We start from the raw sequence: 23,361 nt of genomic DNA, 5'->3' as shown, positions 1-23,361 counted from the left end.
ACCTGAATGACACCGGTCGGGATGGCAATCGCCATCCCGCACTGGTTCCCGGCAGGGCCGTGTCGGTACGATGCCCGGTATGAACCAAGCTGATCGGGCGAAGCGCGCCCGGCTCCTCGTCGATATCCTCCTGCCGACCTGCGCACTGGTGCTGGGCGCGTTCTATGCGCTGATGTTCCAGCGCGACAACGCCGCGCCGACCGTTGACATCAGTGGCTTCCAGGCAGGCGACGCGAAGGGTTTCCGGTACCGCATGGAAGAGTGCTGGTCGAACGGAAAAAAGCTCGCAGCCATCGGCTGGGTCGCACGCGAAGGGCGCGACAGGTCGCGTCGCTCGGTACGGGTGGTGCTGGTGGAGGACGAAGGCGGCCAGGCGCGTGCGCTGAAGACGACGCTGCTCGATCGCGAGGACATCAGCGAACACTTGAATCGCCAGCTGGGCGACAAGCTGCGGTATTACGGCGTGGGCTTCACCGCATCGCTCGACGTGGCGGCCGCCGATCCCGCGATCCGGCCCGGCGCGCTTCATATCGCCTACGACGAAGCCGGCACGAGGGTCCTGCTGCCGATACCGTGCCGGGTGGGAGCTCCGCAATGAGGTCCTGGTTCGACCGTCACATGGGCCGGATCTGCCTGCTCGCGGTGGTGCTGACGATCATCGTGCTGCATGTGGTCGCGCTCGGCCATGGCCTCGTCGCTGACGATGCCTGGTTTGCCAGGGCGCTGGATCACCAGTCGCTGACCGGGTTCCTCGTCTCGCGCTACGTGCAGTGGTCGGGACGAATCCCTGTCGAGGCGGCGTTGGTGCTGGTGATCAACCATCCCTGGGCGTGGCGGATGATCAACGCGGCGATGCTGCTGCTGTTCTGCCATTCGGCCGGAAGATTGGCGCTGGCCTCGACCGGGAAGCCGGCCGCTGTCACCACATCGCTCGCGTTCGCGCTGCTGATGCTGGTCTCGCCACACCTGCTGTATACCGCGGCGTGGTGGATGACTGGTTCGGTGAATTACCTGTGGACGGCGGCGCTGGGGCTGTACGGCATGCTCGCGTTCGTCGAGCCTAGGGATCGCGGCCCATTCGCGCGCTTCCTGTGCCTGTTGGCGTCGGGCGCGGCGATGTACAACGAACAGGTTGCAATGGCGCTGCTGCCGGCCGCGTTCCTGTTGCTGGGGGCGCTGGTGATGCAGCACCGCTGGCGGCGCTGGGATGTGGCGCAGGTCGCGTTCATGGCCGCCAATGCGCTGGTGGTCTTCACCGCGCCGGGTTCGCATCGACGCTACCTGGACGAACAGGCACTGCGGTTCCCGGATTTCGAGTCACTCGGCATCGCCGACAAGCTGGCGATGGGATTCGGGCTGGTGTCCGAAAGCGTCACCGACCCGCAGAATCTGCTGGTGGCAGCGCTGGTCGTGATGGCACTGGTTCTGGTGGTTCGTGCTCCGGTGGGCAAGGTATCCAAATCAACCATGTTGGTAGTGCTTGGAGTCCTGCTGCTTGGCCATGTCGCGCATGCGCTGGGCATGGGGGAGGCGGGTTCGCACGGGCTCCATGCGCTGCAGCGCCTGGACGGCGCGGCAGCGAGCTCGGCGCGTGCTTACGCGCTGGCGGCATGGTCCGCATTTTCGGTGGCCTGCGTGGTGATGGCAGTCGTGGTCGCGTCGTGGCATGCACTGCGCGAGTGGAAGGCTGTGCTTGCGACGCTCCTGCTCGGCCTCGCATCGCTCGGCGCGATGGGGTTTTCTCCAACAGTCTATGCGTCCGGGGGGCGCATCCACTTCGTTTGCCAGGCGGCGCTGTTGCTGGCCGCGCTGCGTCTGGTCGCGGGGCTCGAACGGGAGTTCGGGATTCAAGCTGCGAAGGTGGGCATCGCGATCATGGCCATCGCTGCGGCGTACCGCGTCCTGCAGTTGCTGGGCTAGGCACCAGCGTCCGGCATGCCCGTTGTGGGCGGCTGCGCTCGCTCAGGTGAGCGGGAGGGCAGTCTCGATCCGCGCCAGTTTGTCCGGGTTGCGCATGATGAACACGTCGGTGAGCAGGCCGGCCTCGTCGTAGGCGAAGGACACCGTTGCGTTGATGTCGCCGCCGTCGCGGAACAGGAAGCCGCGGTTGCCGTTGATCGTCGCTTCCTCCAGCTGTCCCGACGCCCACCACGCGTGCAGGCCGGCCTGGATGAAACGCAGCACTTCCGCCGGCCCGTGCATCACGCGGCGCGCGGCGGACACCCTGCCGCCGCCGTCCGCCGACAGGCGCACGTCGTCGGACAGCAGGCCGGCGAGCGCATCGACCGAGCCGGTGGCGATGGCGGTGCCGAACGCGGCGAGCAGCCGGCGCTGCCGTTCCCGCGGGGTGACGTGCCGCACCTTCGCCCGTTCGATGTGCGCGCGCGCACGCGTCACCAGCTGCCGGCACGCCGGTTCCTGCAGGTCGAGCGTGCGCGCGACCTCGGGGTAGGGCATGTCGAAGATCTCGTGCAGCAGGTAGGCCGCGCGCTCCTTCGGCGTGAGCCGCTGCAGGGCCAGCAGGAAGGCGGTGGTGAGCGAGGAGGCCAGCGCGCTGGCGTGCTCGGGCGTCGCGTGCTCGATCGTATCGTCGTTGGCGGTCTGCACCGGTTCCGGCAGCCACGGGCCGACGTATTCCACGCGCGCGCGGTCGGCCGAACGCAGGAGATCGAGGCAGTGGCGCGTGCACACCGTGGTCAGCCACGCGCCGGGGTTGTCGACGCCGCCGCGGTCGTTGGCCTGCCATTTGAGGAAAGTGTCCTGCACCGCATCCTCGGCATCTGTGCGCGAACCGAGGATGCGGTAGGCCAGGCCGAGCAGGCCGGGGCGGGCCTGCTCGAATGCCGCGAGGCCATCGCGGGTTTGCATCGTCACGGGCCGGGGCTCACTGGTTCGAGATGGAGATGCGGTTCCACAGGTTGATCATCGCCACGTCCGCACCGAGCGCGGCGACCTCCTGTTCGGTGAAGTGCTCGCGCAGCGCGGCACGCAGTTCCGGCAGCACGGACTGGTCGTCGAGCCGGGTCATCGCCTCGGTGAACGCCAGCGCGGCCTTCTCGCGCGGCGTGTAGTCGTCGACGTGCCGCCAGACCACGAGGCGATCGAGTCGCTCGTTGCTCTCGCCGTCCTCGCGCGCCTCGCGGGTGTGCATCTTCACGCAGTGGGCGCAGCCGTTGATCTGCGAGGCGCGCAGGACCACCAGGTGGTGGAGCATGCGGTCGAGCCCGAGCGCGTCGATGGCGGGGTTGACCTGGGCGAGGGCCTGCATGACCGCGCGGGCGAGCTGTGGGTAGCGGATGGTGGTTTCGTCTTTCATGGGGGAGTTCCTTGGTTCGGGCGGGGTGTCTTGCCTGTTCGACGATCCAGCGTCCGGCGCTGTGACGCCGCTGCTTCCCCTTCTCCCTCCGGGAGAAGGTGGCGCGAAGCGACGGATGAGGGCAGGGGGCGCCAGCACCCGCGCTTGCATGTGACCTGGGAGCCCTTTCCCTCATCCGCCCTTCGGGCACCTTCTCCCGGAGGGAGAAGGAAGCGCCTCATTCAGTCGCGCGTGGTCCCGTAGCCGCCGAAACTGCCCGCGGCGCCGGGAAACACCACCGGGCTTTCCGAGCCATCCTTGCCCACCGCCGACACGCCGAAGAAATAGTTGTCGATCACCACGTTCTTGAGGGTGTGCTGCGTCACGTTGCCGACGTAGACGCTGTGCGTCCACTGCGGCTGCGTGGTCAGGCGCCAGTGGATGCGATAGCCGGCCAGATTGGGTGCCTGCGCTGCCGGCGGCCGCGCCCACTTGAGCATGGTGTCGGCGGTCACCGCGCCTTCGATCGTCACGCCGGCCGGCGGCGGCGGCGCCGAGGCCATGCCGGCCAGGCTCACCGCGTTGAGCGCGGTGAGTTTCGCCACGTAGTCGAAGTCCACGCCCTCGATCACGTCGCCGTAGGCGATGCGCTGCCCTTGCGAGTCTGTTTCGGTGCGCAGGTCCTGGTGCTGGCGATGGTAGTTCTCGTTGGTTTCCATCACCCGCACCGCGGGGTAGCCCAGGTCGTTGAACGGGCGGTGATGGCCGCCGCGGCCGAAGCGGTCGAGGCGGTAGACCATCATCACGTCGAGGTTGGGCACGTACAGGTCGGCCATGCGGTCGATGTAGCGCGCCAGGTTGCGCGACGGCGAGTCGACCTCGCCGCCGGTGAAGCGGCGCTGCCTGGCTTCGTCCGGCGTCTCGGTCACGCGCGTGCCTTCGGCGAACACGCGCGCGGTGGAATTGTCGACCACGCCGTTGAGGCCGGCGATGTTGCCGATCATGTCGTTGTTGAGCACCGCCTCGATGCGCCAGCCGTCGGCCTTTGCCTTCTCCGCGACGATCCTGCCGCCGAACAGGCCCTGCTCCTCGCCCGACAGCGCGGCGTAGACGATGCTGCCGGGGAACTTGTGCTTCGACAGGATGCGCGCGGCTTCCAGCGTGCCGGCCACGCCGGAGGCGTTGTCGTTGGCGCCCGGTGAGTCGGAGGTGGCGTCCATCACGTCCGACACGCGCGAGTCGATGTCGCCGCTCATGATCACGTAGCGGCCGGGATCGGCGGTGCCGCGCTGGATCGCGAGCACGCTCACCACCTCGGTCGGCTCGGGAATGCGCGCCTCGTCGGAGATCGTGCCGCTGACGTCGATCACTTCCAGGCAGCCGCCGCACTGCGCGGAGATGCGCTCGAACTCGGCGTGGATCCAGCGTCGCGCCGCGCCGATGCCGCGGGTGTCGGACTTCGTGTCCGACAGCGTGTGGCGGGTGCCGAACGACACCAGCTTGCGCACGTCGGCCTCGATGCGCGCGGCCGACGGCGCGGTGCCGATCTCGTACAGCAGGGCCTGCGTGGCCGGCGGCGCTGTCGGCGCTTCCGCGGCGAGCGCAGACGGTGCAATGCAGGCGGACAGGACGACGATGAGCAGGCAGCGCATGCGTGGGCTCCGGTTCTCGAGTGAAGGGGCAACCCTACGCCATCGGGAACACGCGCGCGCAGCAGCTGCACGTTGTCGAACCCCTCCCCTCCGGATGGAGGGGAGGGTTGGGGAGGGGTGGCACCGGCACCCGCGGGAGTCCCGCAAGGAATGTCGGATCTGCGCGCGTCCGGACCGTCTCCGTGTAGTTGCATCGGATCCGCCGCCACCCCCTCCCAACCGTCCGGCCAGAGCGCACAGCGCTCTGGCGCTGCGCCACGCGCGAACCAATGGCTCGCAAACGCGTGTGCTCGCCCCCCTGCCTTCGCAGGGGGCGGGGCCCGCCTCCTCGGGCGGATCAAGTTCCGCCGTGCCATCCGGAAGCCGGTGTGGCGTCAGCGCCGCCCGATCGCCTCGCGCACCGGCAGCGTGTCCGGCCAGCCGCCGGCCAGCGCGACGTACAGCGACACCGCGCCGATCGTGCTGCGGCTGCGCGCGGCGGCAAACGCATCCTGCGCCTGCAGCTGCGTGCGCTCGGCGTCGAGCACTTCGAACAGGTCGACCGCGCCGGCGTCGAAACGCACCCGCGCCAGCCGTGCGGCGGTGGCGCTGTCGATCGCGGCGCGTTCCAGGTGTGCGTCCTCGGCGCGCGCGCGGCCGTAGCGCACCAGCGCGTTCTCGGTTTCCTCCAGCGCCAGCAGTACGGTCTGCTCGTAGCGCGCCAGCTCGCCTTCCGCGTCGGCATCGGCGGCGGCGATGCGCGCGCGGACCCGGCCGATGTCGAGGAACGACCAGTCGATGCCCAGCGCGACGAAGCGGGTTTCGCTGCCGCGCTCGAACAGCGCACTGGCGTCGACCGCCTGGCTGCCGATCAGGCCGCCGAGGGTGAAGCGCGGGAACAGGTCGGCGGTGGCCACGCCGATGCGCGCGGTGGCCGCGTGCAGGCGCTGTTCGGCGGCGGCGATGTCGGGGCGCTGGCGCAGCAGCTCGCCCGGCGTGCCGGCATCGAGTTTCGCCGGCAGCGCGGGCAGCGGACGGGCGGGCTGCAGCTGCGCGACCAGTGCGTCGGGCGTCCTGCCGACCAGCACGCCGAGCCGGTGCATGTCGAATGCGAGCTGCGCTTCCAGCGCCGGGATGCGCGCCGATGTCGCTTCGAGCTGGGCGCGGGTGCGTGCGGTATCGAACTCGGTGCCGCGCCCCGCGTCGAAACGCGCGTCCACCAGGCGCAGCGTCTCGCGCTGGTTGTCGGCGTTCTCGCGCGCCACGCGCAGGCGCTCCTGCAGGCCGCGCAGGTCGAAATAGGTGCGCGCGACCTCGCCGACGATCGCCACCTGCGCCGCTGCCAGGTCGGCGGCGCTGGCCGCGGCGCCGGCGCGGCTGGCCTCCACGCTGCGGCGGATGCGGCCGAACAGGTCCAGCTCCCACGCCGCATCGATGCCGGCGCTGTAGCTTTCGCCGTCGCGGTCTTCGCGCGCCACGCCCGGGGCCTGGTCGGCACTGGCGCGGCGGTCGCTGCCTTCGGCGCTGGCGGTGATGGTGGGGAAGTAATCGAACTTCGAGCCGCGCAGCAGCGCGTTGGCGCGATCAAAATTGGCCAGCGCGATGCGCAGGTCGTGGTTGGACGCCAGCGCCTGTTCGACCAGCGCGGTCAGCTGCGGATCGCCGAAGGCCTGCCAGAACGCGGGGTCGACCGCGGTCGCGGCAGGCGCGGTTCCGGTCGCAGGCGCGTCCGTCGCGGTCGACTGGATGAAGGAATCGGGCACGGAAAGCTCCGGGCGCACGAAGTCGGGGCCGACGGTGCAGGCCGACAGTGCGACGGCCAGCAGCGACGGCAGCAGCAGCTTGCTCACCATGGCAGCACCTCGCCCTGGTGGGTGAAGCTGCCGGTCGGGCCGGTGTCGTCGAGCAGCGCCATGCGCACGCTGCCGCGCGCGCCGGTGGCGATGTCGAGTTCACCGTGCTCGTTCATGTCGGTCTTCACCGAGCCGGGGTCGACCGCGTTGACCTTGATCGGCGTGTCGCGCAATTCGTGCGCCAGTTGCACGGTCCAGGCGTTCACCGCGGTCTTGGACGCGTTGTAGGCCGGCATCTTGAAGTCGTAGAACGCGGAACCCGGATCGTTCTGCAGCGTCAGCGACGCCAGTTCGCTGGACAGGTTGACGATCCGTCCCGCCGCGGACTTGCGCAGCAGCGGCAGGAACGCCTGGGTGGTCGCGATCACGCCAAACAGGTTGGTGTCGAAGGTCTCGCGCCAGGCGTCGAGCGCCTGTGCGGACGGGGCCTTGTCGAAGTCGTCGCGGAAGATGCCGGCGTTGTTGACGAGGATGTCGAGCCGGCCGTGGCGCTGCTCGACCTCGCGCGCGGCGGCGGCGATGCCGGCCGCGTCGGTGACGTCGAGCGCAATTGCTTCCACCGGAAGCGCCTGCGCCTGCAGCGCGAGCGCGGCTTCCACCGCGCGGGACCGGTCGCGGCCGGCGAGCAGGGTGTGCACGCCCTGCGCGGCAAGCTGGCGCACGGTTTCCAGGCCGATGCCGCGGGTGGCGCCGGTGACGAGGGCGATTTTCTGGTTGTGCATGGGTTGCTCCGAATGTTCAGGTTGGGGGTGGAGGCGCGGTGCACCGCGGCTGGCGATGCACGCATCTCGTCGTTGAGGAGGGTGGGTGGCTGCCGGGCGCTACGCGTCGAGCACCTGCGGTGCATGCGCTGGCGCGGCGTCGTGCCGGGCGAGCGGCCGCTTCACCAGCTTGCGCAGCGCGACGTAGAACACGGGCGTGAGGAACAGGCCGAACACGGTCACGCCGATCATCCCGGCGAACACCGTGATGCCGGTGGCCGAGCGCACCTCGGCGCCCGCGCCGTGCGAGAGCACCAGCGGCACGGTGCCGGCGATGAACGCGATCGAGGTCATCACGATCGGGCGCAGGCGCAGGCGGCAGGCTTCCAGCGCGGCTTCCACGATTCCCTTGCCTTGCAGTTCAAGCTCGCGCGCGAACTCCACGATCAGGATCGCGTTCTTGCACGCCAGCCCCATCAGCACCACCAGCCCGACCTGCACGAACACGTTGTTGTCGCCGCCGGTCAGCCACACGCCGAGCAGTGCGGACAGCATGCACATCGGCACGATCAGGATTACCGCCAGCGGCAGCGTCCAGCTCTCGTACAGCGCGGCCAGCACCAGGAAGGCGAGCAGGATCGCCAACGGGAAGACCACCAGCGCCGCGTTGCCCTGGGTCGACTGCTGGTAGCTCAGGTCGGTCCACTCGATGGCCATGCCGTTGGGCAGCACCTTCGACGCCAGTCCCTGCAGCGTGTCCATCGCCTGCGCCGACGAAAGCATCCGCGGGTCGGCTTCGCCGGCGAGGTCCGCGGCCGGATAGCCGTTGTAGCGAAGCACCGGGTCGGGGCCGTACGTCTGGTGGATCTTCACCATCGAACCGATCGGCACCATCTCGCCGCGGTCGTTGCGGGTGCGCAGGTTTCCGATGTCCTGCACGTCGTCGCGGAAGCGTGCGTCGGCCTGCGCGATCACCTGCCAGGTGCGGCCGAACTCGTTGAAGTCGTTGACGTACGCCGAACCCAGGTAGGTCTGCAGGGTGTCGAACAGCTCGGTCAGCGGCACGCCCTGCGCCTTGGCCTTGACCCGGTCGACCTCTGCGTCGAGCTGCGGCACGTTGGCCTGGTAGCTGGTGATCGGGAAGCCCATGCCGGGCGTCTGCGCGATCGCGCCCTGCATGCCGGCCACCGCGTTCTGCAGCGCGCCGTAGCCGAGGTTGCCGCGGTCCTCGATGAACATCTGGTAGCCGTTGCCGTTGCCCAGGCCGAGGATTGGCGGCGGCATCATCGAGAACGCGAAGCCCTCCTGCAGCCCGGCGATTTTCTGGTTGATCTCGGCGTTGATCTCGGCCGCGCTGCGGTCGCGCTTGTTGGCCGGCTCAAGCGGCAGGAACACCACGCCGGTGTTGGGCGTGTTGGTGAACTGCAGCGCGTTCAGCCCCGGGAACGCGATCGAATGCGCCACGCCCTCGGTGTGCATCGCGATGTCGGCGACCTTCGAGAGCATGTCGTCGGTGCGTGCGATCGACGCACCTTCGGGCAGCTTCACGCCGGCGATCAGGTACAGCTTGTCCTGGGTCGGGATGAAGCCCGCCGGCACCGCCTTGAACATCAGCCCGGTGGAGGCCAGCAGCACCGCATAGACCACGAACACCGCGCCGCGGCGGCCGAGGGTGCGCGACACCACGCCCTGGTAGCCGTCGGAACTGCGCTTGAAGAACCGGTTGAACGGCCGGAACAGCCAACCGAACAGGCGGTCGATCAGCCGCGTCGGCGCATCCTTGGCCGCGTCGTGCGGCTTGAGCAGGCGCGCGGCCAGCGCCGGCGACAGGGTCAGCGAGTTGATCGCCGAGATCACCGTCGAGATCGCGATGGTCACCGCGAACTGCTTGTAGAACTGGCCGGTCACGCCCGACAGGAACGCCATCGGCACGAACACCGCGCACAGCACCAGCGCGATCGCGATGATCGGACCGGACACCTCGCGCATCGCCTGGTGGGCGGCGGCGAGCGGGGTAAGGCCTTCCTCGATGTTGCGCTCGACGTTCTCCACCACCACGATCGCGTCGTCGACCACGATTCCGATCGCCAGCACGAGGCCGAACAGGCTCAGCGTGTTGATCGAGAAGCCCAGCAGGTAGAGCGCCGCGAACGTGCCGACGATCGACACCGGCACCGCGATCAGCGGGATGATCGACGCGCGCCAGGTCTGCAGGAACAGGATCACCACCAGCACCACCAGCACCACCGCCTCGAGCAGGGTGGTCACCACGGCCTTGATCGAGTCGCGCACGAAGATCGTGGTGTCGTAGACCGCCTCGTACTTGATGCCGTCGGGGAAGCGCGAGGACATGTCGTCCATCGTCGCGATCACCGCGTCGCGGATCTCGAGCGCGTTGGCACCCGGCGCCTGGAAAATGCCGATGCCCACGGCGTTCTTGCCGTCGAGCTTGGAGCGCAGGGTGTAGTCGCCGGCGCCCAGTTCCAGCCGCGCGACGTCGGACAGGCGCACCACCTCGCCATCGCTGCCTGCCTTGAGCACGATGTTGCCGAACTCCTGCTCGGTGTGCAGGCGCCCTTGCGCGTTGATAAGGGTGAGGAAGTCGCTGCTGGGCATCGGCTCGGCGCCGAGCTGGCCGGCCGAGACCTGCACGTTCTGCTCGCGCATCGCGCGCACCACGTCGCCTGCCGTGAGGCCGCGCGAGGCGATCTTGTCCGGGTCGAGCCAGGCGCGCATCGCGTAGTCGCCGCCGCCGAACACCTGCGCGTCGCCGACGCCGGTGATGCGCGACAGCGCGTCCTTGACGTGCAGGCGCGCGTAGTTGCGCAGGTACAGGGTGTCGTACTTGCCGCTGGGCGAGGTCAGGTGCACCACCATCAGGAAGGTGGGCGACTGCTTCTGCGTGGTCACGCCCTGCCGGCGCACGTCCTCGGGCAATCGTGCCAGCGCCTGGCTGACGCGGTTCTGCACGCGCACGGTGGCGTCGTCGGCGTCCGTGCCGGGGCGGAAAGTCACCGTCATCTGCAGCACGCCATCGGAGCCGGCGACGGACTTGGTGTACATCATGTCCTCGACGCCGTTGATCGCTTCCTCCAGCGGCGTGGCCACGGTTTCGGCGATCACCTTCGGGTTGGCGCCCGGGTACACGGTGCGCACCACCACCGACGGCGGCACGACTTCGGGGTACTCGCCGATCGGCAGCAGCGGAATCGAGATCAGGCCGGCGGCGAAGATCACGATCGACAGCACCGCGGCGAAGATCGGCCGGTCGATGAAGAATCTGGAAAAGTCCATGGTCGGTTCCTTGCGCGCGCCGTCCGGCGCGCGGCGATGGGAATGGAGCGCCGTCCCCGCACGTGGCGAGGCAGGCATGAGTTGCATCAACGGCCTTGGCCGATCCTCCCCGGGGAGGGGGAGAGAGACGGGGAGGATCGGCGGCCAGTGCCGCGGCCGGCGTTGCCCGACGAGGGGGAGGGGGCGTCACCGGCGCAGGCGCGCCTTCGCGCCTGCGCGTCCGCGGCGTGAAGTCGCGACTACTTCATTGCGACCTGTTGCTCGGGTGCCGGCGCGTCGGCACCCATGGCGATGGTCTTCGGCGCCACCGGCATGCCCGGCATGAACACCTTCTGCACGCCGTGCACGATCACCTTGTCCTTCGCGCCGAGTCCGGATTCGACCACGCGCAGGCCATCGATCATCCGGCCCAGCTGCACGTCCTTGCGCACCGCCTTGTTGTCCGCGCCGAGCACGTAGACATACTTGCGGTCCTGGTCGGTGAGCACGGCCTTGTCGTCGATCAGCATCGCCTCGAACTCGCCGCTGCCCTGCACCTGCACGCGCGCGAACAGGCCGGGCGTCAGCACGCGGTCGGGGTTGGGCAGCACCGCGCGCGCGCGGATGGTGCCGGTGGCCGGGTCGACCTGGTTGTCGACGAAGTCGACCGTGCCCTCGTGCGGGAAGCCGGGCTCGTCGGCCAGGCCGACGCGCACCGGATTGCTCGAACGCGTGCGCTCGCCCTTGCGCGCCAGGTCGGCGTAGCGCAGATAGGTCTGCTCGTCGCTCTCGAAGTACACGTACATCGGATCCTGCGAGACCAGCGTGGTCAGCAGCGTCGCGTCGGCCTGGGCGAGGTTGCCCTCGGTGACCATGGCCCGGCCAATGCGGCCGCTGATCGGTGCGCGGACCTGGGTGAACTGCAGGTCGAGCGAGGCGGCTGCAACCGCGGCCTCGGCCGCGCGCACGCCTGCATCGCCCTGCGCGGTCGCGGCCTTGCGGGTCTCGAACTCCTCGCGCGAAATCGCCTTGGCTTCGATCAGGGTCTGCGCGCGCCTGTCCTGCGCCTGCGCCAGCTTGGCCTCGGCGCGGGCGCGCTGCAGCTGTGCGCTGGCCTGGTCGAGCGCGGCGCGGTAGGGGCGCGGGTCGATCACGAACAGCAGATCGCCCTTCTCCACTTCCTGGCCTTCCTTGAAGGCGACGCGCTGCACGTAGCCGCTCACGCGCGGGCGCAGTTCAACGCTTTCCACCGCGGTCACGCGGCCGTTGAAGGTGTCCCACTGGTGCACGGGCTTGCTCAGCACGGTGGCGACGCTGACTTCCGGTGGAGGCGGCATGCCGGCACCGGGTGCGGCCTCGCTGCTGCCGCAGGCGGAGACGGCGACGGCGATCATCGAGGCGAGCGCGAGCACCGCCAGCGAAGTGCGCACGGGTGCGCGATGGATGCGTTCGCTCGGGGCACCCGAACGGATCGCGACGGGGAACGAGGGGGAGGGGCGTGCGTTCATCGGGGGGAGGTTTCCTGGTTTGGATTCGGGTGGGGCGTGCCGAGCCGGTCGAGCAGCGTGCGCGCGTCCTGCAGACAGCGTGCTGGCAGCAGGCTGCGCTGGCGTTCCGGTTCTTGCGGTGGCACTGGCGGGGGACGGTCCTGCCGCGCCGTTGCATGCGTGGCTGGCGTGGGTGGTGAGCGATGCGACGCCGCGGGCGCCCGGAGGTCGAGGTCGTCGCTCCACGGATCGAAGCCCAGCGGCTGCGCGGCGGCGTAGTCGACCACCGCACGCGCCGGCTGGCGTTCGCGCGGATCGAGCATCTCCAGCGCGCGCCGCGCGATCGAATCCGCGCTCGGCCAGCGGCTGCAGGCATGGCGGGCGTTGGCGTCGGTGCGTGCCGGCGAGTCGACCGCCAGCAGTTGCACTTGCACCGGGAAGGCGCGCGCCTCGTCGTGCAGCACCCGCGCAAGCATCCGCAGTGCCGCGGCGCCGATCGAACGGTGGCCGTACCCGGCCCACGGCTGCTGCGCTCCCGGACCGCCGATCAGCACGTAGCCGGGCACGTGGCCGTCACCCTGTGCGGCCAGCAGCGGCAGCAGGTGGCGGGCCGCGAACAGGTGCGGCAGCAGGTCCTCGTCCAGGCGCTTGCGCAGGAACTCCGCCGGCTCGTCGAGCACGCGTCCGCGCCCGCAGTCGCCGCAGATCGCGGCGACCACGCCGGACAGCGGGCGGGCCAGAGCGCGCAGCCGCAGCGCCAGCGCCTCGGCCTCGCCATCGCTGCCGACCGACGCGGCGAGGACGGTGAGGTCGGCGGCGGGGTGGCGCTCGCGAAGCGTCGACAGCGCATCGCCGTCACGGGCGATGGCGACCACCGGCTGCCCGCGCTTCAGCGCGGCGTCCACCACCGCGCCACCGATGGCGCCCGTGGCGCCCAGCACGATCAGGCTGTGATGCGGAACAATGTTCATTGTCCCGCCCCCGGGATTTTGTCTCCCGAAAACGCCGTGTTCCTGCCGTCATCCGGGCCTGCGAGCAGGGTGTCAACCAGCGGCAGGAGCAGCATGGCCAGCGGCGTCGCCAGCAGTGCGGCAAGCCCCAGGGCTTGCCAGAACGAGGCATCAAACCATTGATTCAAAACAAAAGAAGCCAGCAACAGCGCGTCGATCAGGGCCAGGCTGATCAGGCTGGACTGCAGCAGGCGGCGGCGAATGGGGGCACGCATGACGGGGCTCGCTTGTCGGGATGCGGCACAAGATATGCCCCGGGCCGGCACTTGATTAGCGGGTGAATCGGGGAATAATTGTCCCTCGCTTGGGCCAATTCCCATCCCATCCCATTCTTGCCCTCCCCGCGGTTCAAGGAGGGAAGTCAGCAGGCACTCGCCCCGTCGAGCGCCGCATCCAGAACGGAGCATCGCCATGGCTCGTGATCTCAACGACACCCTCGTCTTCGTCAAGGTGGTGGAGCAGGGCAGTTTCATCGCCGCCGCCCGCACCCTGCGCCTGCCCAAGACCACGGTCAGCCGCAAGGTGCAGGAACTCGAAACGCGCCTGGGCGCGCAGCTGCTGCACCGGACCACGCGCAAGCTCGGCCTGACCGAAGCGGGCAACGTCTATTACGAGCACAGCCAGCGCATCGCGCGCGAACTCGACGAAGCCGAGAGCGCGGTCAGCCAGCTGCAGGGCGGCCCGCGCGGCTGGCTGCGCATCACCGCGCCGTACTCGCTGGGCATCGAGCGCATCGCCCCGCTGCTGGGCGAGTTCCACGCGCGCCATCCCGAGGTGCGCGTGGAGATGCTGTTGTCCAACGAGTCGCTGGACCTGATCGACAAGGAGCTCGATGTCGCGCTGCGCATCGGCGACCTGCCCGATTCCAACCTGATCGCGCGCAAGCTCACCGTGCTGCGCACCCAGGTCTACGCCAGCCCGGCGTACCTCGAACGCTTCGGCGAACCGCTGCATCCCGACGACCTGCAGCACCACCGCACCCTGGGCATGCAGAAGATGCATCGCAACAACCACTACTTCTGGCCGCTGAGCGACGGCGAGAACACGGTGGAGTACCCGATCGAGCCGATCATGGTCGCCAACGACCCGGCCGCGGTGCGCGGCGCGCTGCTGTGCGGCGAAGGCCTGATGCTGGCCAGCGACATCATGGTCAAGGCCTACGCCGAGCAGGGCTACATCCGCCGCGTGCTGGCCGGCTGGACCGGGCCGGAGTACGAGCTCAACGCGCTGTTCCCGCGTGGCCAGGTGACCTCGCCCAAGATCCGCGCCTTCGTCGATTTCCTGGTCGAGCGGCTGAGCTTCGATTCGGACTACATGCAGGTGCTGTGCCCCGACGCGCGTGCACGCTGCATGGCGGCCAAGCACGCCGCCGACAGCGCGAGCACGGTCAACGCCGAGCTGGCCCGCGCGGCGCAGCGCAGCGCAAAGGCCGAGGAAGCGCGCGACGACGAGGACGTCGAGCTGGCGTGATTCGCCGCAGGCCGGGGCCACGCCCCGGCGAGCGTGGAGGACGAGGCTACCCGCATGATCCGGCGCGCTACCGCGCCGAATGCCCGCTCGCGTCGTGCTCGCGGGTGAACAGGTCCGGCTTGATCAGGTCGACGAACGCGCGCGCCTGGGGTGACAGGTACTTGCCCTTGCGCATCACCACGCCGTAGCTGCGCATCGGGAACCAGCGCGCCAGCGAGCGCGCGGCGAGGCGCTCGCGGTCGGCGTCGGTCAGGCAGATCGCGGTGACGATGCTGATCCCCAGCCCCATCGCCACGTACTGCTTGATCACCTCCCAGCCGCCCACTTCCAGCGCCACCGTGTACGGCACCCGGTTGCGCTGGAACACCAGGTCGACCAGGCGATAGGTGGTCAGGCGCCGCGGCGGCAGGATCAGGCCGTAGGGCGAGAGGTCCTCCAGCGCCAGTTCGCGCCGCTTCGCCAGCGGATGGTCGGGCGGGGCGATCAGCATCGGGTCGAAGCGGTAGACCGGCGCGTAGTCGAGGTCGGCCGGCACGTCGAGCATCGAGCCCACGGCCAGGTCCACTTCATCGGAGCGCAGCAGGTCCAGACCGCCGGCGCCGGTGACGTTGTGCAGGATCAGGCGCACCTCGGGCTGCGCGGCGCGGAAGGCTTCGACGATCTTCGGCAGCAGGTACAGGATCGTGGAGCTGCCGGCGGCGACGTGCAGCTCGCCGGCGTCGAGGCCGCGCAGCTGCTCGCGGAACGCACCGCCGAGGCCATCGATGCCCTCCACCAGCGGCCGCGCCAGCTCGTACAGGGTCTCGCCCTCGCGGGTCGGCACCAGGCGCCGGCCGCTGCGCTCGAACAGGCGCACCCCCAGTTCGCGTTCCAGCGCCTGCAGCTGCTGGGTCACCGCCGGCTGGCTGACGAACAGCGCCTCGGCCGCGCGTGAAACCGAGCCCAGCCGGGCGGTCTGGCAGAAGGCGCGCAGCGGTTTGAGGCGGTCGCCCTTGTAGGCAAAACGCGGTGCCGGCGCGCGTGGTTCCGCCATTTCCACACCAAGTATCAGCAAAACTAATAGTTAGCATTGAAAAAACTGTGTTGTCAAATACAGTACCCAAGCGGATGGTCGGGTTCCCCACGATTCCCAGGAACCCGCCATGTCCGCAGTCCTCAGCCAATCCCAGCCCGACGCCGGCATCGAGGTCAGCGCCCGCGCCGAAGGCCAGGACGCGCTGCTGACCCCGCCCGCGCTGGCGTTCCTCGCCGACCTCCACGCCCGCTTCGACGCCCGCCGCCGCCGGCTGCTGGCCGCGCGCGTTGAACGCCAGGCGGTGTTCGACGGCGGCGGCCTGCCCGACTTCCGCGCCGACACCCGCGCCATCCGCGACGGTGACTGGCGCGTGGCGCCGATCCCGCGCGCCCTGCTCGACCGCCGCGTCGAGATCACCGGGCCGGTCGACCCGAAGATGGTGATCAACGCGCTCAACTCCGGCGCCAATTGCTACATGGCCGACTTCGAGGACTCGACCGCGCCGACCTGGCCCAACCTGGTCGAAGGCCAGCGCGCGCTGCGCGCGGCGGTCGCCGGCACGCTCGCGTTCAACGCCGGCAACGGCAAGGCCTACGCGCTCAAGCCGTTCGAGCAGCAGGCGGTGCTGATCGTGCGCCCGCGCGGCTGGCACCTGGACGAGAAGCACGTGCTGGTGGACGGCGAGCGCATGTCGGCGAGCCTGTTCGACCTCGGCCTGTTCGCGTTCCACAGCGCCGCCGCGCTGGCGCGCAAGCATCGCGGCCCGTACTTCTACCTGCCCAAGCTGCAGTCGATGGAAGAGGCCGCGCTCTGGGACGACGTGCTCGCCCACGTCGAGCGGCAACTCGGCCTGCCGCGCGGGCAGATGAAGGTGACGGTGCTGATCGAGACGCTGCCGGCGGCGTTCGAGATGGACGAGATCCTGCACGCGCTGCGCGGGCGCATCGCCGGCCTCAACTGCGGCCGCTGGGACTACATCTTTTCCTACATCAAGACCCTGCGCGCGCATCGCGACCGGGTGCTGCCCGAACGCGCGCAGGTGACGATGGCGCAGCCGTTCCTGAAGGCGTATTCGGAACTGCTGATCCGGACCTGCCACCGCCGCGGCGCACACGCGATGGGCGGCATGGCGGCGCAGATCCCGATCACGGGAGACAGCGCCGCCAACGACGCCGCGATGGCGAAGGTGCGCGCCGACAAGCTGCGCGAGGCACAGGCCGGCCACGACGGCACCTGGGTCGCGCATCCGGCGCTGATCCCGATCGCGCGCGAGGTGTTCGACGCGCACATGCCGGAGGCGCACCAGCACGACGTCGCCCGCGACGACGTGCAGGTGACGGCCACCGAACTGCTCGCGCCGCCGCGCGGCACGATCAGCCGCGCCGGATTCGACGGCAACGTCGAGGTCTGCGTGCGTTACCTGGCCGCCTGGCTCGACGGCAACGGCTGCGTGCCGATCCACCACCTGATGGAGGACGCGGCCACCGCCGAGATCGCGCGCACCCAGCTGTGGCAATGGCTGCACAGCGATGGCCTGCACCTGGACGACGGCACCGCCGTGGACTTCTCGCTGCTCGAGCGCGCGCTGCTCAACCTGCCGGCGCGGCTCGGCGACCTCGCCAGGCTTCCCGGCGGCAGCCGGGTCAGCGAGGCAATCGGCGTGCTCGACCGCCTGACCCATGCCGAGGCGCTGCAGGAGTTCCTGACGCTGCCTGCCTACGAGCGCCTGGCCTGACCCGTAGGAGCGCCCCATGGGCGCGATTGGCCTTGTCGGGACGGCCTTATCGCGCCCATGGGGCGCTCCTACAGAACCTGATCAACATCGCGACCACACCCGAGGAAACTGCCATGAAATCCACCCTGCAAACCGCCGAACAGCTCAACCTCGACTGGAGCAACAACCCGCGCTGGAACGGCATCACCCGCAGCTACTCCGCGCAGGACGTGGCGCGCCTGCGTGGCACCGTGCACATCGAGCATTCGCTGGCCAAGCTCGGTGCCGAGAAGCTGTGGAAGTCGCTGCACACCGAGGATTTCGTCAATGCGCTGGGCGCGCTCACCGGCAACCAGGCGATGCAGCAGGTGAAGGCCGGGCTGAAGGCGATCTACCTGTCCGGCTGGCAGGTGGCCGCCGACGCCAACCTCGCCGGGCAGATGTATCCCGACCAGTCGCTGTACCCGGCCGACTCGGTGCCGGCGGTGGTCAAGCGCATCAACAACACCCTGCTGCGCGCCGACCAGCTGCAGCATGCGGAGGGCAAGGACAATGGCATCGATTTCCTGCAGCCGATCGTCGCCGACGCCGAGGCCGGATTCGGCGGCGTGCTCAATGCGTTCGAGCTGATGAAGGCGATGATCGAGGCCGGCGCGGCCGGCGTGCACTTCGAGGACCAGCTGGCGAGCGTGAAGAAGTGCGGGCACATGGGCGGCAAGGTGCTGGTGCCCACCCGCGAGGCGGTCGAGAAGCTCACCGCCGCGCGCCTGGCGGCCGACGTGATGGGCGTGCCGACGCTGATCGTCGCCCGCACCGACGCCGAGGCCGCCGACCTGCTGACTTCGGACGTCGACGACAACGACAAGCCGTTCTGCACCGGCGAGCGCACGCCCGAAGGCTTCTTCAAGACCCGCAACGGCCTGGACCAGGCAATCAGCCGTGGCCTGGCGTACGCGCCCTACGCCGACCTGGTGTGGTGCGAGACCGGCAAGCCGGACCTGGCGTTCGCGAAGAAGTTCGCCGAGGCGATCCACGCGAAGTATCCGGGCAAGCTGCTGGCCTACAACTGCTCGCCGAGCTTCAACTGGAAGGCCAACCTCGACGACGCCACGATCGCGAAGTTCCAGAAGGAAATCGCGTCCTACGGCTACAAGTTCCAGTTCATCACCCTGGCCGGCTTCCACGCGCTCAATTACTCGATGTTCAACCTCGCCCACGGCTATGCGCGGCGGCAGATGAGCGCGTTCGTGGAGCTGCAGGAAGCCGAGTTCGCCGCCGCCGACAAGGGCTTCACCGCGGTCAAGCACCAGCGCGAAGTCGGCACCGGCTACTTCGACGCCGTCACCCAGGCCATCCAGGGCGCGCAGTCGTCGACGGTGGCGCTGAAGGGTTCGACCGAGGAAGCGCAGTTCGAGACGCGCGCGGCGTGAGGCGCGGCGCTCAGGCGGCCTGGCTGCGCGGCGTGCCTTCCATGCCGCGATAGCCCAGCGCCTCGGTCAGGTGCGCGGTGGCGATGCGTTCGCTGCCGGCCAGGTCGGCGATGGTGCGCGCCACGCGCAGGATCCGGTGCATGGCGCGCGCCGACAGCTGCAGCGCATCGACCGCGCGTTCCAGCAGCTGCTGGTCGCCGTCGCGCAGCCGGCACGCGGCCATGGTCTCGGCCTGGCCCAGGCGCGCATTGGGCTTGCCGGCGCGCTGCTCCTGCAGCGCGCGCGCGGCCTCGACCCGGGCGCGGATGTCGGCGCTGGATTCGCCTTCCGGCGCGTCGGGGCGCAGCTGCGCCGGCGGCAGGCGCGGCACCTCGACGTGCAGGTCGATGCGGTCCAGCAGCGGCCCGGAAATGCGCCCGCGGTAGCGGCGGATCGCGTCCGGGTTGCAGCGACAGCGCCCGGAGACGTCGCCGGCCCAGCCGCACGGGCAGGGGTTCATCGCCGCGACCAGCTGGAAGCGCGCCGGGAACTCGCTCTGCCGCGCCGCTCGCGAGATCGTCACCACGCCCGACTCCAGCGGCTCGCGCAGCACTTCCAGCGCGCGCCGGTCCCACTCGGGGAGTTCGTCCAGGAACAGGATGCCGTGGTGCGCGAGCGAGATTTCGCCCGGCCGCGGCTCCGCGCCGCCGCCCACCAGGGCCACCGCGCTGGCGGTGTGGTGCGGCGAGCGATACGGGCGCTCGCGCCAGCGCGCCGGATCCAGGCCGCGGCCGCTGACCGAGGCGATCGCGGCGGTTTCCAGCGCCTCGTCTTCGCCGGCCTCCGGCAGCAGGCCCGGCAGGCGCGAGGCCAGCAGGGTCTTGCCGCAGCCGGGAGGGCCGACGAGCAGCAGATGGTGGCCGCCCGCCGCGGCGATCTCCAGAGCGCGCCGCGCGTGCAGCTGGCCGCGCACGTCCTTCATGTCCGGGCCCTGGCTGCACACCGGCGCCGGTGCGATCGCCAGCGGCAGTTCGCGGGTGCCGCCGAGCATCGCGCAGACTTCCAGCAGGGTGCGCGCGGTGCGGACCTCGAGATCCTGCACCAGCGCCGCCTCGGCGCCGTTGGCCACCGGCACCACCAGCCGGCGACCGGCGCGCGCCGCGGCCAGCGCCGCGGGCAGCACGCCGTCCACCGCGCGCAGCTCGCCGGTCAGGGCGAGTTCGCCGAGAAACTCCCACTGCGCCAGCGCCTGCAGCGGCACCTGCCCGCTGGCGGCGAGGATGCCCAGCGCGATCGGCAGGTCGAAGCGGCCGCCGTCCTTGGGCAGGTCGGCCGGTGCCAGGTTGATGGTGATCGCGCGCTGCGGGAACTCGAACTGGGCGCAGCGGATCGCTGCGCGCACGCGGTCGCGCGATTCGCGCACCGCCGCTTCCGGCAGGCCGACCATGTTCATGCGCGGCAGTCCGCCGGCGAGGTAGACCTCGATCCGGACTTCCGGCGCATGGACTCCTGCGCGCGCACGTCCGTGCACGAGCGCAAGCGACACGGCGGCGGCCTAGTTGGCCTGCGGCGGGACGCGCGCGCCCGCCAGCTCGCCTTCGAGCTGCGCGACCTGGCCTTCCAGCGCGTCGAGCTTCTCGCGCGTGCGCAGCAGCACCGCGCGCTGCACGTCGAACTCCTCGCGCGTCACCAGATCCAGCCGCGCCAGGCCGGACTGCAGCACCGCCTTGAAGTTCTGCTGCAGCTCCTCGCGGCCCTCGCGCATGGACGGCGGCACCAGGCTGCTGAGGCGGCGGGCGAGGTCGTCGATGTGGGTCAGGTCGATCATGGGAATGGTTCCTCTTGGTGTCGGCCCAGCTTGTCGCGGGAACCGTGCCGGCGCCATCGGTGCGGGGCGCGACGTGGGGTAGGAAAAGCCTGACATAGCCACCGTCAACGCCGCCACCACGGTGTGCGCGGGCGCCGCGGAGATGCCCGGCGCGTGCCGCGCCCGCGCTATGCTGGCCGCATCCGCAGCGGGGAATGCAATCGATGAAGATGGTGATGGCGATCATCAAGCCGTTCAAGCTCGACGACGTGCGCGAGGCGCTGTCGGATGTCGGTATTGCCGGCATCACCGTCACCGAGGTCAAGGGCTTCGGGAGACAGAAGGGCCATACCGAGCTCTACCGCGGCGCCGAGTACGTGGTCGACTTCCTGCCCAAGATCAAGCTCGAGGTCGCCGTCACCGACGACCAGGCCGACGCCGTGGTCGAGGCGGTGATGAAGGCCGCCGGCACCGGCAAGATCGGCGACGGCAAGATCTTCGTCTGGGACCTGGAGCGGGTGGTGCGGATTCGCACCGGCGAACTGGACGGCGACGCGCTGTAGCGCGGCGCCCGGCCAGGCGCTGTCAGGTGCTGGCCGGCGAGCGGCGATACAGGCGCTTCCACGCGCCGCGGATCGCACGCACCCAGCGCGGTTCGGCCAGCACCTCGGCTTCGGCCGGCGAAGGCGGCGTGCCGGTCAGGCGCGACTGCAGCTTCACGACGTTGGCCAGGTCGCTGCGGCGCAGCTGGCGCCCGAACGTGCTGCGCGCGAGCCAGGCCGGCATCGGCAGCGCCGAGGCGAAGTCCACCACGCGCGGCATGCCGCCGCTGACCAGGATGTTCGAACCGTGCAGGTCGTTGTGGGCGATGCCGGCGGCGTGCAGCGCCGCGACCGCGCCCTTGAGGCGCCGGAACACTTCGTCCGACACCATCGCCACGTCGCGGCCGAGCACCTTGCCGTCGATGAATTCCATGCCCAGCACCAGGCCGCCGATCGTGCCGAGCAACGCGGGCGCGTAGCCCCAGCCGGACAGGCGCTCCAGGATCCTGGCCTCGCGCCGGACCAGCAGGCGCGCCAGCGGCGACAGCGGGGTGCGGCGGTAGCGCCGGTAGTCCTTGAACACGGCCTGCTGCGCGCCCAGCCGGGCGACGTAGACGTCGGGTTCCAGGAAGCGGGTACCGCGTTTGAGGATGCGCGCGCCGGCGCCGGGCTCGGACGCAGTGCACAGGGAGCAGGTCGTCATGGAGGGATCCGTGCAACGCCGTCGTCGGGGGGAGGGCGCGCTGCACGTCGCGGGCAGGAGTGAAGGGGCCCCGTCCGGACATACTGCACCAGACGGTTCAGTAATAATAACGCCATTCCGACATGTTTCCGACAGTCTTCGGGTCCCCGTGCGGAGACACAGCGTTCAGCTGGGCGCACCAATCGCGCCGGCGGCCGCACGCCGCCGCGGTCTCGGCGGGGGGGATCCGGCGCGAAGCGCGCGGCCGCGCAGAACCGGCCGGGCGGGTCCGGTGCATTTTTCGATCAGCGGGGGATCGCCGATCCGGGCGGCCGACGGGGGCCCGGAGCGGTTCCGGGATCCGCCAGCGCTGGTGGGCTTGTCCGGCGAGCCGTTCCCTGAAATTGCGGCGGCAAGCGCCGCCCAGGCACGCGTTGCGTACCGGGGTGGTCATGTCACCTGGCGACCGGGGCTAGCTCGCGCCCGGGCCGCGAACGCGGACTATTCGCCGAGGGCTTCGGCGACGAACGGCGGCAGCGTCGCCGCGCCCTTGTGGATGTCGGCGCTGTAGTACTTCGTCGCGAACGCCTTGCCGCGGGCGTCGGCCTCGCGGAAGCCGAAGCCGCCGTTCTCCGGGCCGGCATGCTTGCGCGCCAGCGTGCAACTCCACCAGCCGGTCGGGTAGCACGGCTGCGGGAACGGCAGGGTCTGGAACGCGCCGAACCCGGCCTTGCGCATCTCGCCGCGCATTTCCTGGATCAGTTCCAGCAGCACCAGCGGCGATTCGGACTGCTGCACCAGGATGCCGTCGTCGCGCAGCGCGCGGAAGCAGCTTTCGTAGAAGGCCCTGTTGAACAGGCCCTCGGCCGGGCCGACCGGGTCGGTGGAATCGACGATCACGATGTCGACGCTGCCCGGCGCGCAGTTGGCCATGTAGGCGATGCCGTCGTCGAACAGCAACTGCGCGCGCGGGTCGGCGTTGGACTCGCACAGCTCGGGGAAATACTTCTCCGACATGCGCGTGACCTGCTCGTCGATGTCGCACTGCACCGCGCGTTCCACGCCCGGGTGGCGCAGCACCTCGCGCAGGGTGCCGCAGTCGCCGCCGCCGATGATCACCACCTGCTTCGGGTCGGCGTGGGTGAACAGCGCCGGGTGCGACATCATCTCGTGGTACAGGAAGTTGTCGCGCGTGGTCAGCATCATCGCGCCGTCGATCAGCATCAGGTTGCCCCAGTCGGTCGACTCGTAGATCTCGATCTTCTGGAACGGCGACTGCACCTCGTCGAGCTTGTGGGTCACGCGGTAACCGATCGCCGAGCCGGCGGGCTCGAAGTTCTCGTACATCCAGGTGGGCTCGGCCATGGCGGATCGCTCGCTCGACATCGTGGGGGCGTGGATTGTAGCGAAGACCGATCACGGCCCTTCGGCCGGCGGACGCTAGAATGCGCGTCCCGCTGGATTTCCCGGAT

The 23,361-nt window shown here is 69.9% G+C and carries 20 protein-coding genes; 6 read left to right on the top strand and 14 right to left on the bottom strand.

From position 1 onward, the window contains the following. The first annotated feature begins 79 nt into the window (after window positions 1–79). Window positions 80–598, top strand: a complete 519-nt coding sequence (locus tag H570_RS0113385) for a hypothetical protein (protein ID WP_027081185.1) — start codon at window positions 80–82, stop codon at window positions 596–598. A 20-nt stretch (window positions 599–618) separates the two neighbouring features. Beyond that, window positions 619–1,920 carry a DUF6056 family protein gene (locus tag H570_RS0113380; protein WP_027081184.1) on the top strand — a complete coding sequence of 434 codons (1,302 nt, stop codon included), beginning with the start codon at window positions 619–621 and terminating at the stop codon, window positions 1,918–1,920. Window positions 1,921–1,962: 42 nt separating this feature from the next. Here the strand turns inward: H570_RS0113380 and sigJ are convergent, their stop codons facing one another. From sigJ to H570_RS0113335, 9 genes are all read right to left on the bottom strand, one after another. After that, window positions 1,963–2,868, bottom strand: coding sequence for an RNA polymerase sigma factor SigJ (sigJ, locus tag H570_RS0113375; protein WP_027081183.1), 906 nt, complete (start codon window positions 2,866–2,868; stop codon window positions 1,963–1,965). 16 nt (window positions 2,869–2,884) lie between these two features. Then, window positions 2,885–3,316, bottom strand: coding sequence for a carboxymuconolactone decarboxylase family protein (locus H570_RS0113370; protein ID WP_051176394.1), 432 nt, complete (start codon window positions 3,314–3,316; stop codon window positions 2,885–2,887). 221 nt (window positions 3,317–3,537) lie between these two features. Then, complete coding sequence (locus H570_RS0113365; RefSeq protein ID WP_027081181.1) at window positions 3,538–4,947, bottom strand: M28 family metallopeptidase; 1,410 nt, start codon at window positions 4,945–4,947, stop codon at window positions 3,538–3,540. Between the two features lie 374 nt (window positions 4,948–5,321). Beyond that, entirely contained in the window at window positions 5,322–6,779 is a 1,458-nt protein-coding gene (locus H570_RS0113360; protein WP_027081180.1) for an efflux transporter outer membrane subunit, read from the bottom strand. Beyond that, on the bottom strand, window positions 6,773–7,501 hold the full coding sequence (locus H570_RS0113355) for an SDR family oxidoreductase (RefSeq protein ID WP_027081179.1): 729 nt from the start codon (window positions 7,499–7,501) through the stop codon (window positions 6,773–6,775). Before H570_RS0113355 ends, H570_RS0113360 begins: the two co-directional genes overlap by 7 nt. A 99-nt stretch (window positions 7,502–7,600) precedes the next feature. Beyond that, on the bottom strand, window positions 7,601–10,774 hold the full coding sequence (locus H570_RS0113350; RefSeq protein ID WP_027081178.1) for an efflux RND transporter permease subunit: 3,174 nt from the start codon (window positions 10,772–10,774) through the stop codon (window positions 7,601–7,603). 239 nt (window positions 10,775–11,013) lie between these two features. Beyond that, a complete protein-coding gene (locus tag H570_RS0113345) occupies window positions 11,014–12,147 on the bottom strand; it encodes an efflux RND transporter periplasmic adaptor subunit (RefSeq protein WP_245559613.1) in 1,134 nt (377 codons plus the stop codon). A gap of 110 nt (window positions 12,148–12,257) precedes the next feature. Beyond that, window positions 12,258–13,211: an SDR family NAD(P)-dependent oxidoreductase gene (locus tag H570_RS17605; RefSeq protein ID WP_051176392.1), complete on the bottom strand. Its 954-nt coding sequence runs from the start codon at window positions 13,209–13,211 to the stop codon at window positions 12,258–12,260. Next, the gene (locus H570_RS0113335; RefSeq protein ID WP_027081176.1) at window positions 13,208–13,465 is read right to left on the bottom strand and encodes a hypothetical protein; all 258 of its coding nucleotides are present in this window, start codon (window positions 13,463–13,465) and stop codon (window positions 13,208–13,210) included. The genes H570_RS17605 and H570_RS0113335 overlap by 4 nt, the downstream gene beginning before the upstream one ends. Window positions 13,466–13,661: 196 nt before the next feature. Between H570_RS0113335 and H570_RS0113330 the strand changes: the two genes are divergently transcribed. After that, window positions 13,662–14,720, top strand: a complete 1,059-nt coding sequence (locus H570_RS0113330; protein ID WP_027081175.1) for a LysR family transcriptional regulator — start codon at window positions 13,662–13,664, stop codon at window positions 14,718–14,720. 67 nt (window positions 14,721–14,787) lie between these two features. Here the strand turns inward: H570_RS0113330 and H570_RS0113325 are convergent, their stop codons facing one another. Further along, window positions 14,788–15,753 (bottom strand): LysR family transcriptional regulator, encoded by a 966-nt coding sequence (locus tag H570_RS0113325; RefSeq protein WP_027081174.1) that lies wholly within the window; start codon window positions 15,751–15,753, stop codon window positions 14,788–14,790. A 109-nt stretch (window positions 15,754–15,862) separates the two neighbouring features. On the opposite strand from H570_RS0113325, the gene aceB reads away from it, so the two are divergent. Next, window positions 15,863–17,470 (top strand): malate synthase A, encoded by a 1,608-nt coding sequence (aceB, locus tag H570_RS0113320; protein WP_027081173.1) that lies wholly within the window; start codon window positions 15,863–15,865, stop codon window positions 17,468–17,470. 113 nt (window positions 17,471–17,583) lie between these two features. Then, a complete protein-coding gene (aceA, locus tag H570_RS0113315; protein WP_027081172.1) occupies window positions 17,584–18,879 on the top strand; it encodes an isocitrate lyase in 1,296 nt (431 codons plus the stop codon). Window positions 18,880–18,889: 10 nt separating this feature from the next. On the opposite strand, the gene H570_RS0113310 is transcribed toward aceA, so the two are convergent. After that, window positions 18,890–20,404, bottom strand: a complete 1,515-nt coding sequence (locus H570_RS0113310) for a YifB family Mg chelatase-like AAA ATPase (protein WP_027081171.1) — start codon at window positions 20,402–20,404, stop codon at window positions 18,890–18,892. 9 nt (window positions 20,405–20,413) lie between these two features. Then, window positions 20,414–20,686 carry a ubiquinone biosynthesis accessory factor UbiK gene (gene ubiK, locus H570_RS0113305; RefSeq protein ID WP_027081170.1) on the bottom strand — a complete coding sequence of 91 codons (273 nt, stop codon included), beginning with the start codon at window positions 20,684–20,686 and terminating at the stop codon, window positions 20,414–20,416. A 203-nt stretch (window positions 20,687–20,889) separates the two neighbouring features. On the opposite strand from ubiK, the gene glnK reads away from it, so the two are divergent. Continuing rightward, window positions 20,890–21,228: a P-II family nitrogen regulator gene (gene glnK, locus H570_RS0113300; RefSeq protein ID WP_036136116.1), complete on the top strand. Its 339-nt coding sequence runs from the start codon at window positions 20,890–20,892 to the stop codon at window positions 21,226–21,228. Between the two features lie 22 nt (window positions 21,229–21,250). On the opposite strand, the gene H570_RS0113295 is transcribed toward glnK, so the two are convergent. Then, the gene (locus H570_RS0113295) at window positions 21,251–21,910 is read right to left on the bottom strand and encodes an RIO1 family regulatory kinase/ATPase domain-containing protein (protein WP_027081168.1); all 660 of its coding nucleotides are present in this window, start codon (window positions 21,908–21,910) and stop codon (window positions 21,251–21,253) included. A gap of 480 nt (window positions 21,911–22,390) precedes the next feature. After that, entirely contained in the window at window positions 22,391–23,254 is an 864-nt protein-coding gene (gene speE, locus H570_RS0113290; protein WP_027081167.1) for a polyamine aminopropyltransferase, read from the bottom strand. Window positions 23,255–23,361: the final 107 nt, after the last annotated feature.

It is taken from the genome of Luteimonas mephitis DSM 12574 (assembly GCF_000422305.1).
In the GTDB taxonomy this organism is placed as follows: Bacteria; Pseudomonadota; Gammaproteobacteria; order Xanthomonadales; family Xanthomonadaceae; genus Luteimonas; species Luteimonas mephitis.
Note: the sequence above shows the minus strand (reverse complement) of the source record. Positions and strands in the feature narration are given on the sequence as shown.

Coding starts and splice junctions, on each gene's coding strand:
- H570_RS0113295 (WP_027081168.1), bottom strand. CDS start 21,910: ATGACGACCTGCTCCCTGTGCACTGCGTCCGAGCCCGGCGCCGGCGCG.
- H570_RS0113335 (WP_027081176.1), bottom strand. CDS start 13,465: ATGCGTGCCCCCATTCGCCGCCGCCTGCTGCAGTCCAGCCTGATCAGC.
- H570_RS0113345 (WP_245559613.1), bottom strand. CDS start 12,147: ATGATCGCCGTCGCCGTCTCCGCCTGCGGCAGCAGCGAGGCCGCACCC.
- glnK (WP_036136116.1), top strand. CDS start 20,890: ATGAAGATGGTGATGGCGATCATCAAGCCGTTCAAGCTCGACGACGTG.
- H570_RS0113355 (WP_027081179.1), bottom strand. CDS start 7,501: ATGCACAACCAGAAAATCGCCCTCGTCACCGGCGCCACCCGCGGCATC.
- H570_RS17605 (WP_051176392.1), bottom strand. CDS start 13,211: ATGAACATTGTTCCGCATCACAGCCTGATCGTGCTGGGCGCCACGGGC.
- H570_RS0113360 (WP_027081180.1), bottom strand. CDS start 6,779: ATGGTGAGCAAGCTGCTGCTGCCGTCGCTGCTGGCCGTCGCACTGTCG.
- H570_RS0113385 (WP_027081185.1), top strand. CDS start 80: ATGAACCAAGCTGATCGGGCGAAGCGCGCCCGGCTCCTCGTCGATATC.
- sigJ (WP_027081183.1), bottom strand. CDS start 2,868: ATGCAAACCCGCGATGGCCTCGCGGCATTCGAGCAGGCCCGCCCCGGC.
- speE (WP_027081167.1), bottom strand. CDS start 23,254: ATGGCCGAGCCCACCTGGATGTACGAGAACTTCGAGCCCGCCGGCTCG.
- H570_RS0113370 (WP_051176394.1), bottom strand. CDS start 3,316: ATGAAAGACGAAACCACCATCCGCTACCCACAGCTCGCCCGCGCGGTC.
- H570_RS0113350 (WP_027081178.1), bottom strand. CDS start 10,774: ATGGACTTTTCCAGATTCTTCATCGACCGGCCGATCTTCGCCGCGGTG.
- H570_RS0113365 (WP_027081181.1), bottom strand. CDS start 4,947: ATGCGCTGCCTGCTCATCGTCGTCCTGTCCGCCTGCATTGCACCGTCT.
- aceB (WP_027081173.1), top strand. CDS start 15,863: ATGTCCGCAGTCCTCAGCCAATCCCAGCCCGACGCCGGCATCGAGGTC.
- aceA (WP_027081172.1), top strand. CDS start 17,584: ATGAAATCCACCCTGCAAACCGCCGAACAGCTCAACCTCGACTGGAGC.
- H570_RS0113330 (WP_027081175.1), top strand. CDS start 13,662: ATGGCTCGTGATCTCAACGACACCCTCGTCTTCGTCAAGGTGGTGGAG.
- ubiK (WP_027081170.1), bottom strand. CDS start 20,686: ATGATCGACCTGACCCACATCGACGACCTCGCCCGCCGCCTCAGCAGC.
- H570_RS0113380 (WP_027081184.1), top strand. CDS start 619: ATGGGCCGGATCTGCCTGCTCGCGGTGGTGCTGACGATCATCGTGCTG.
- H570_RS0113325 (WP_027081174.1), bottom strand. CDS start 15,753: ATGGCGGAACCACGCGCGCCGGCACCGCGTTTTGCCTACAAGGGCGAC.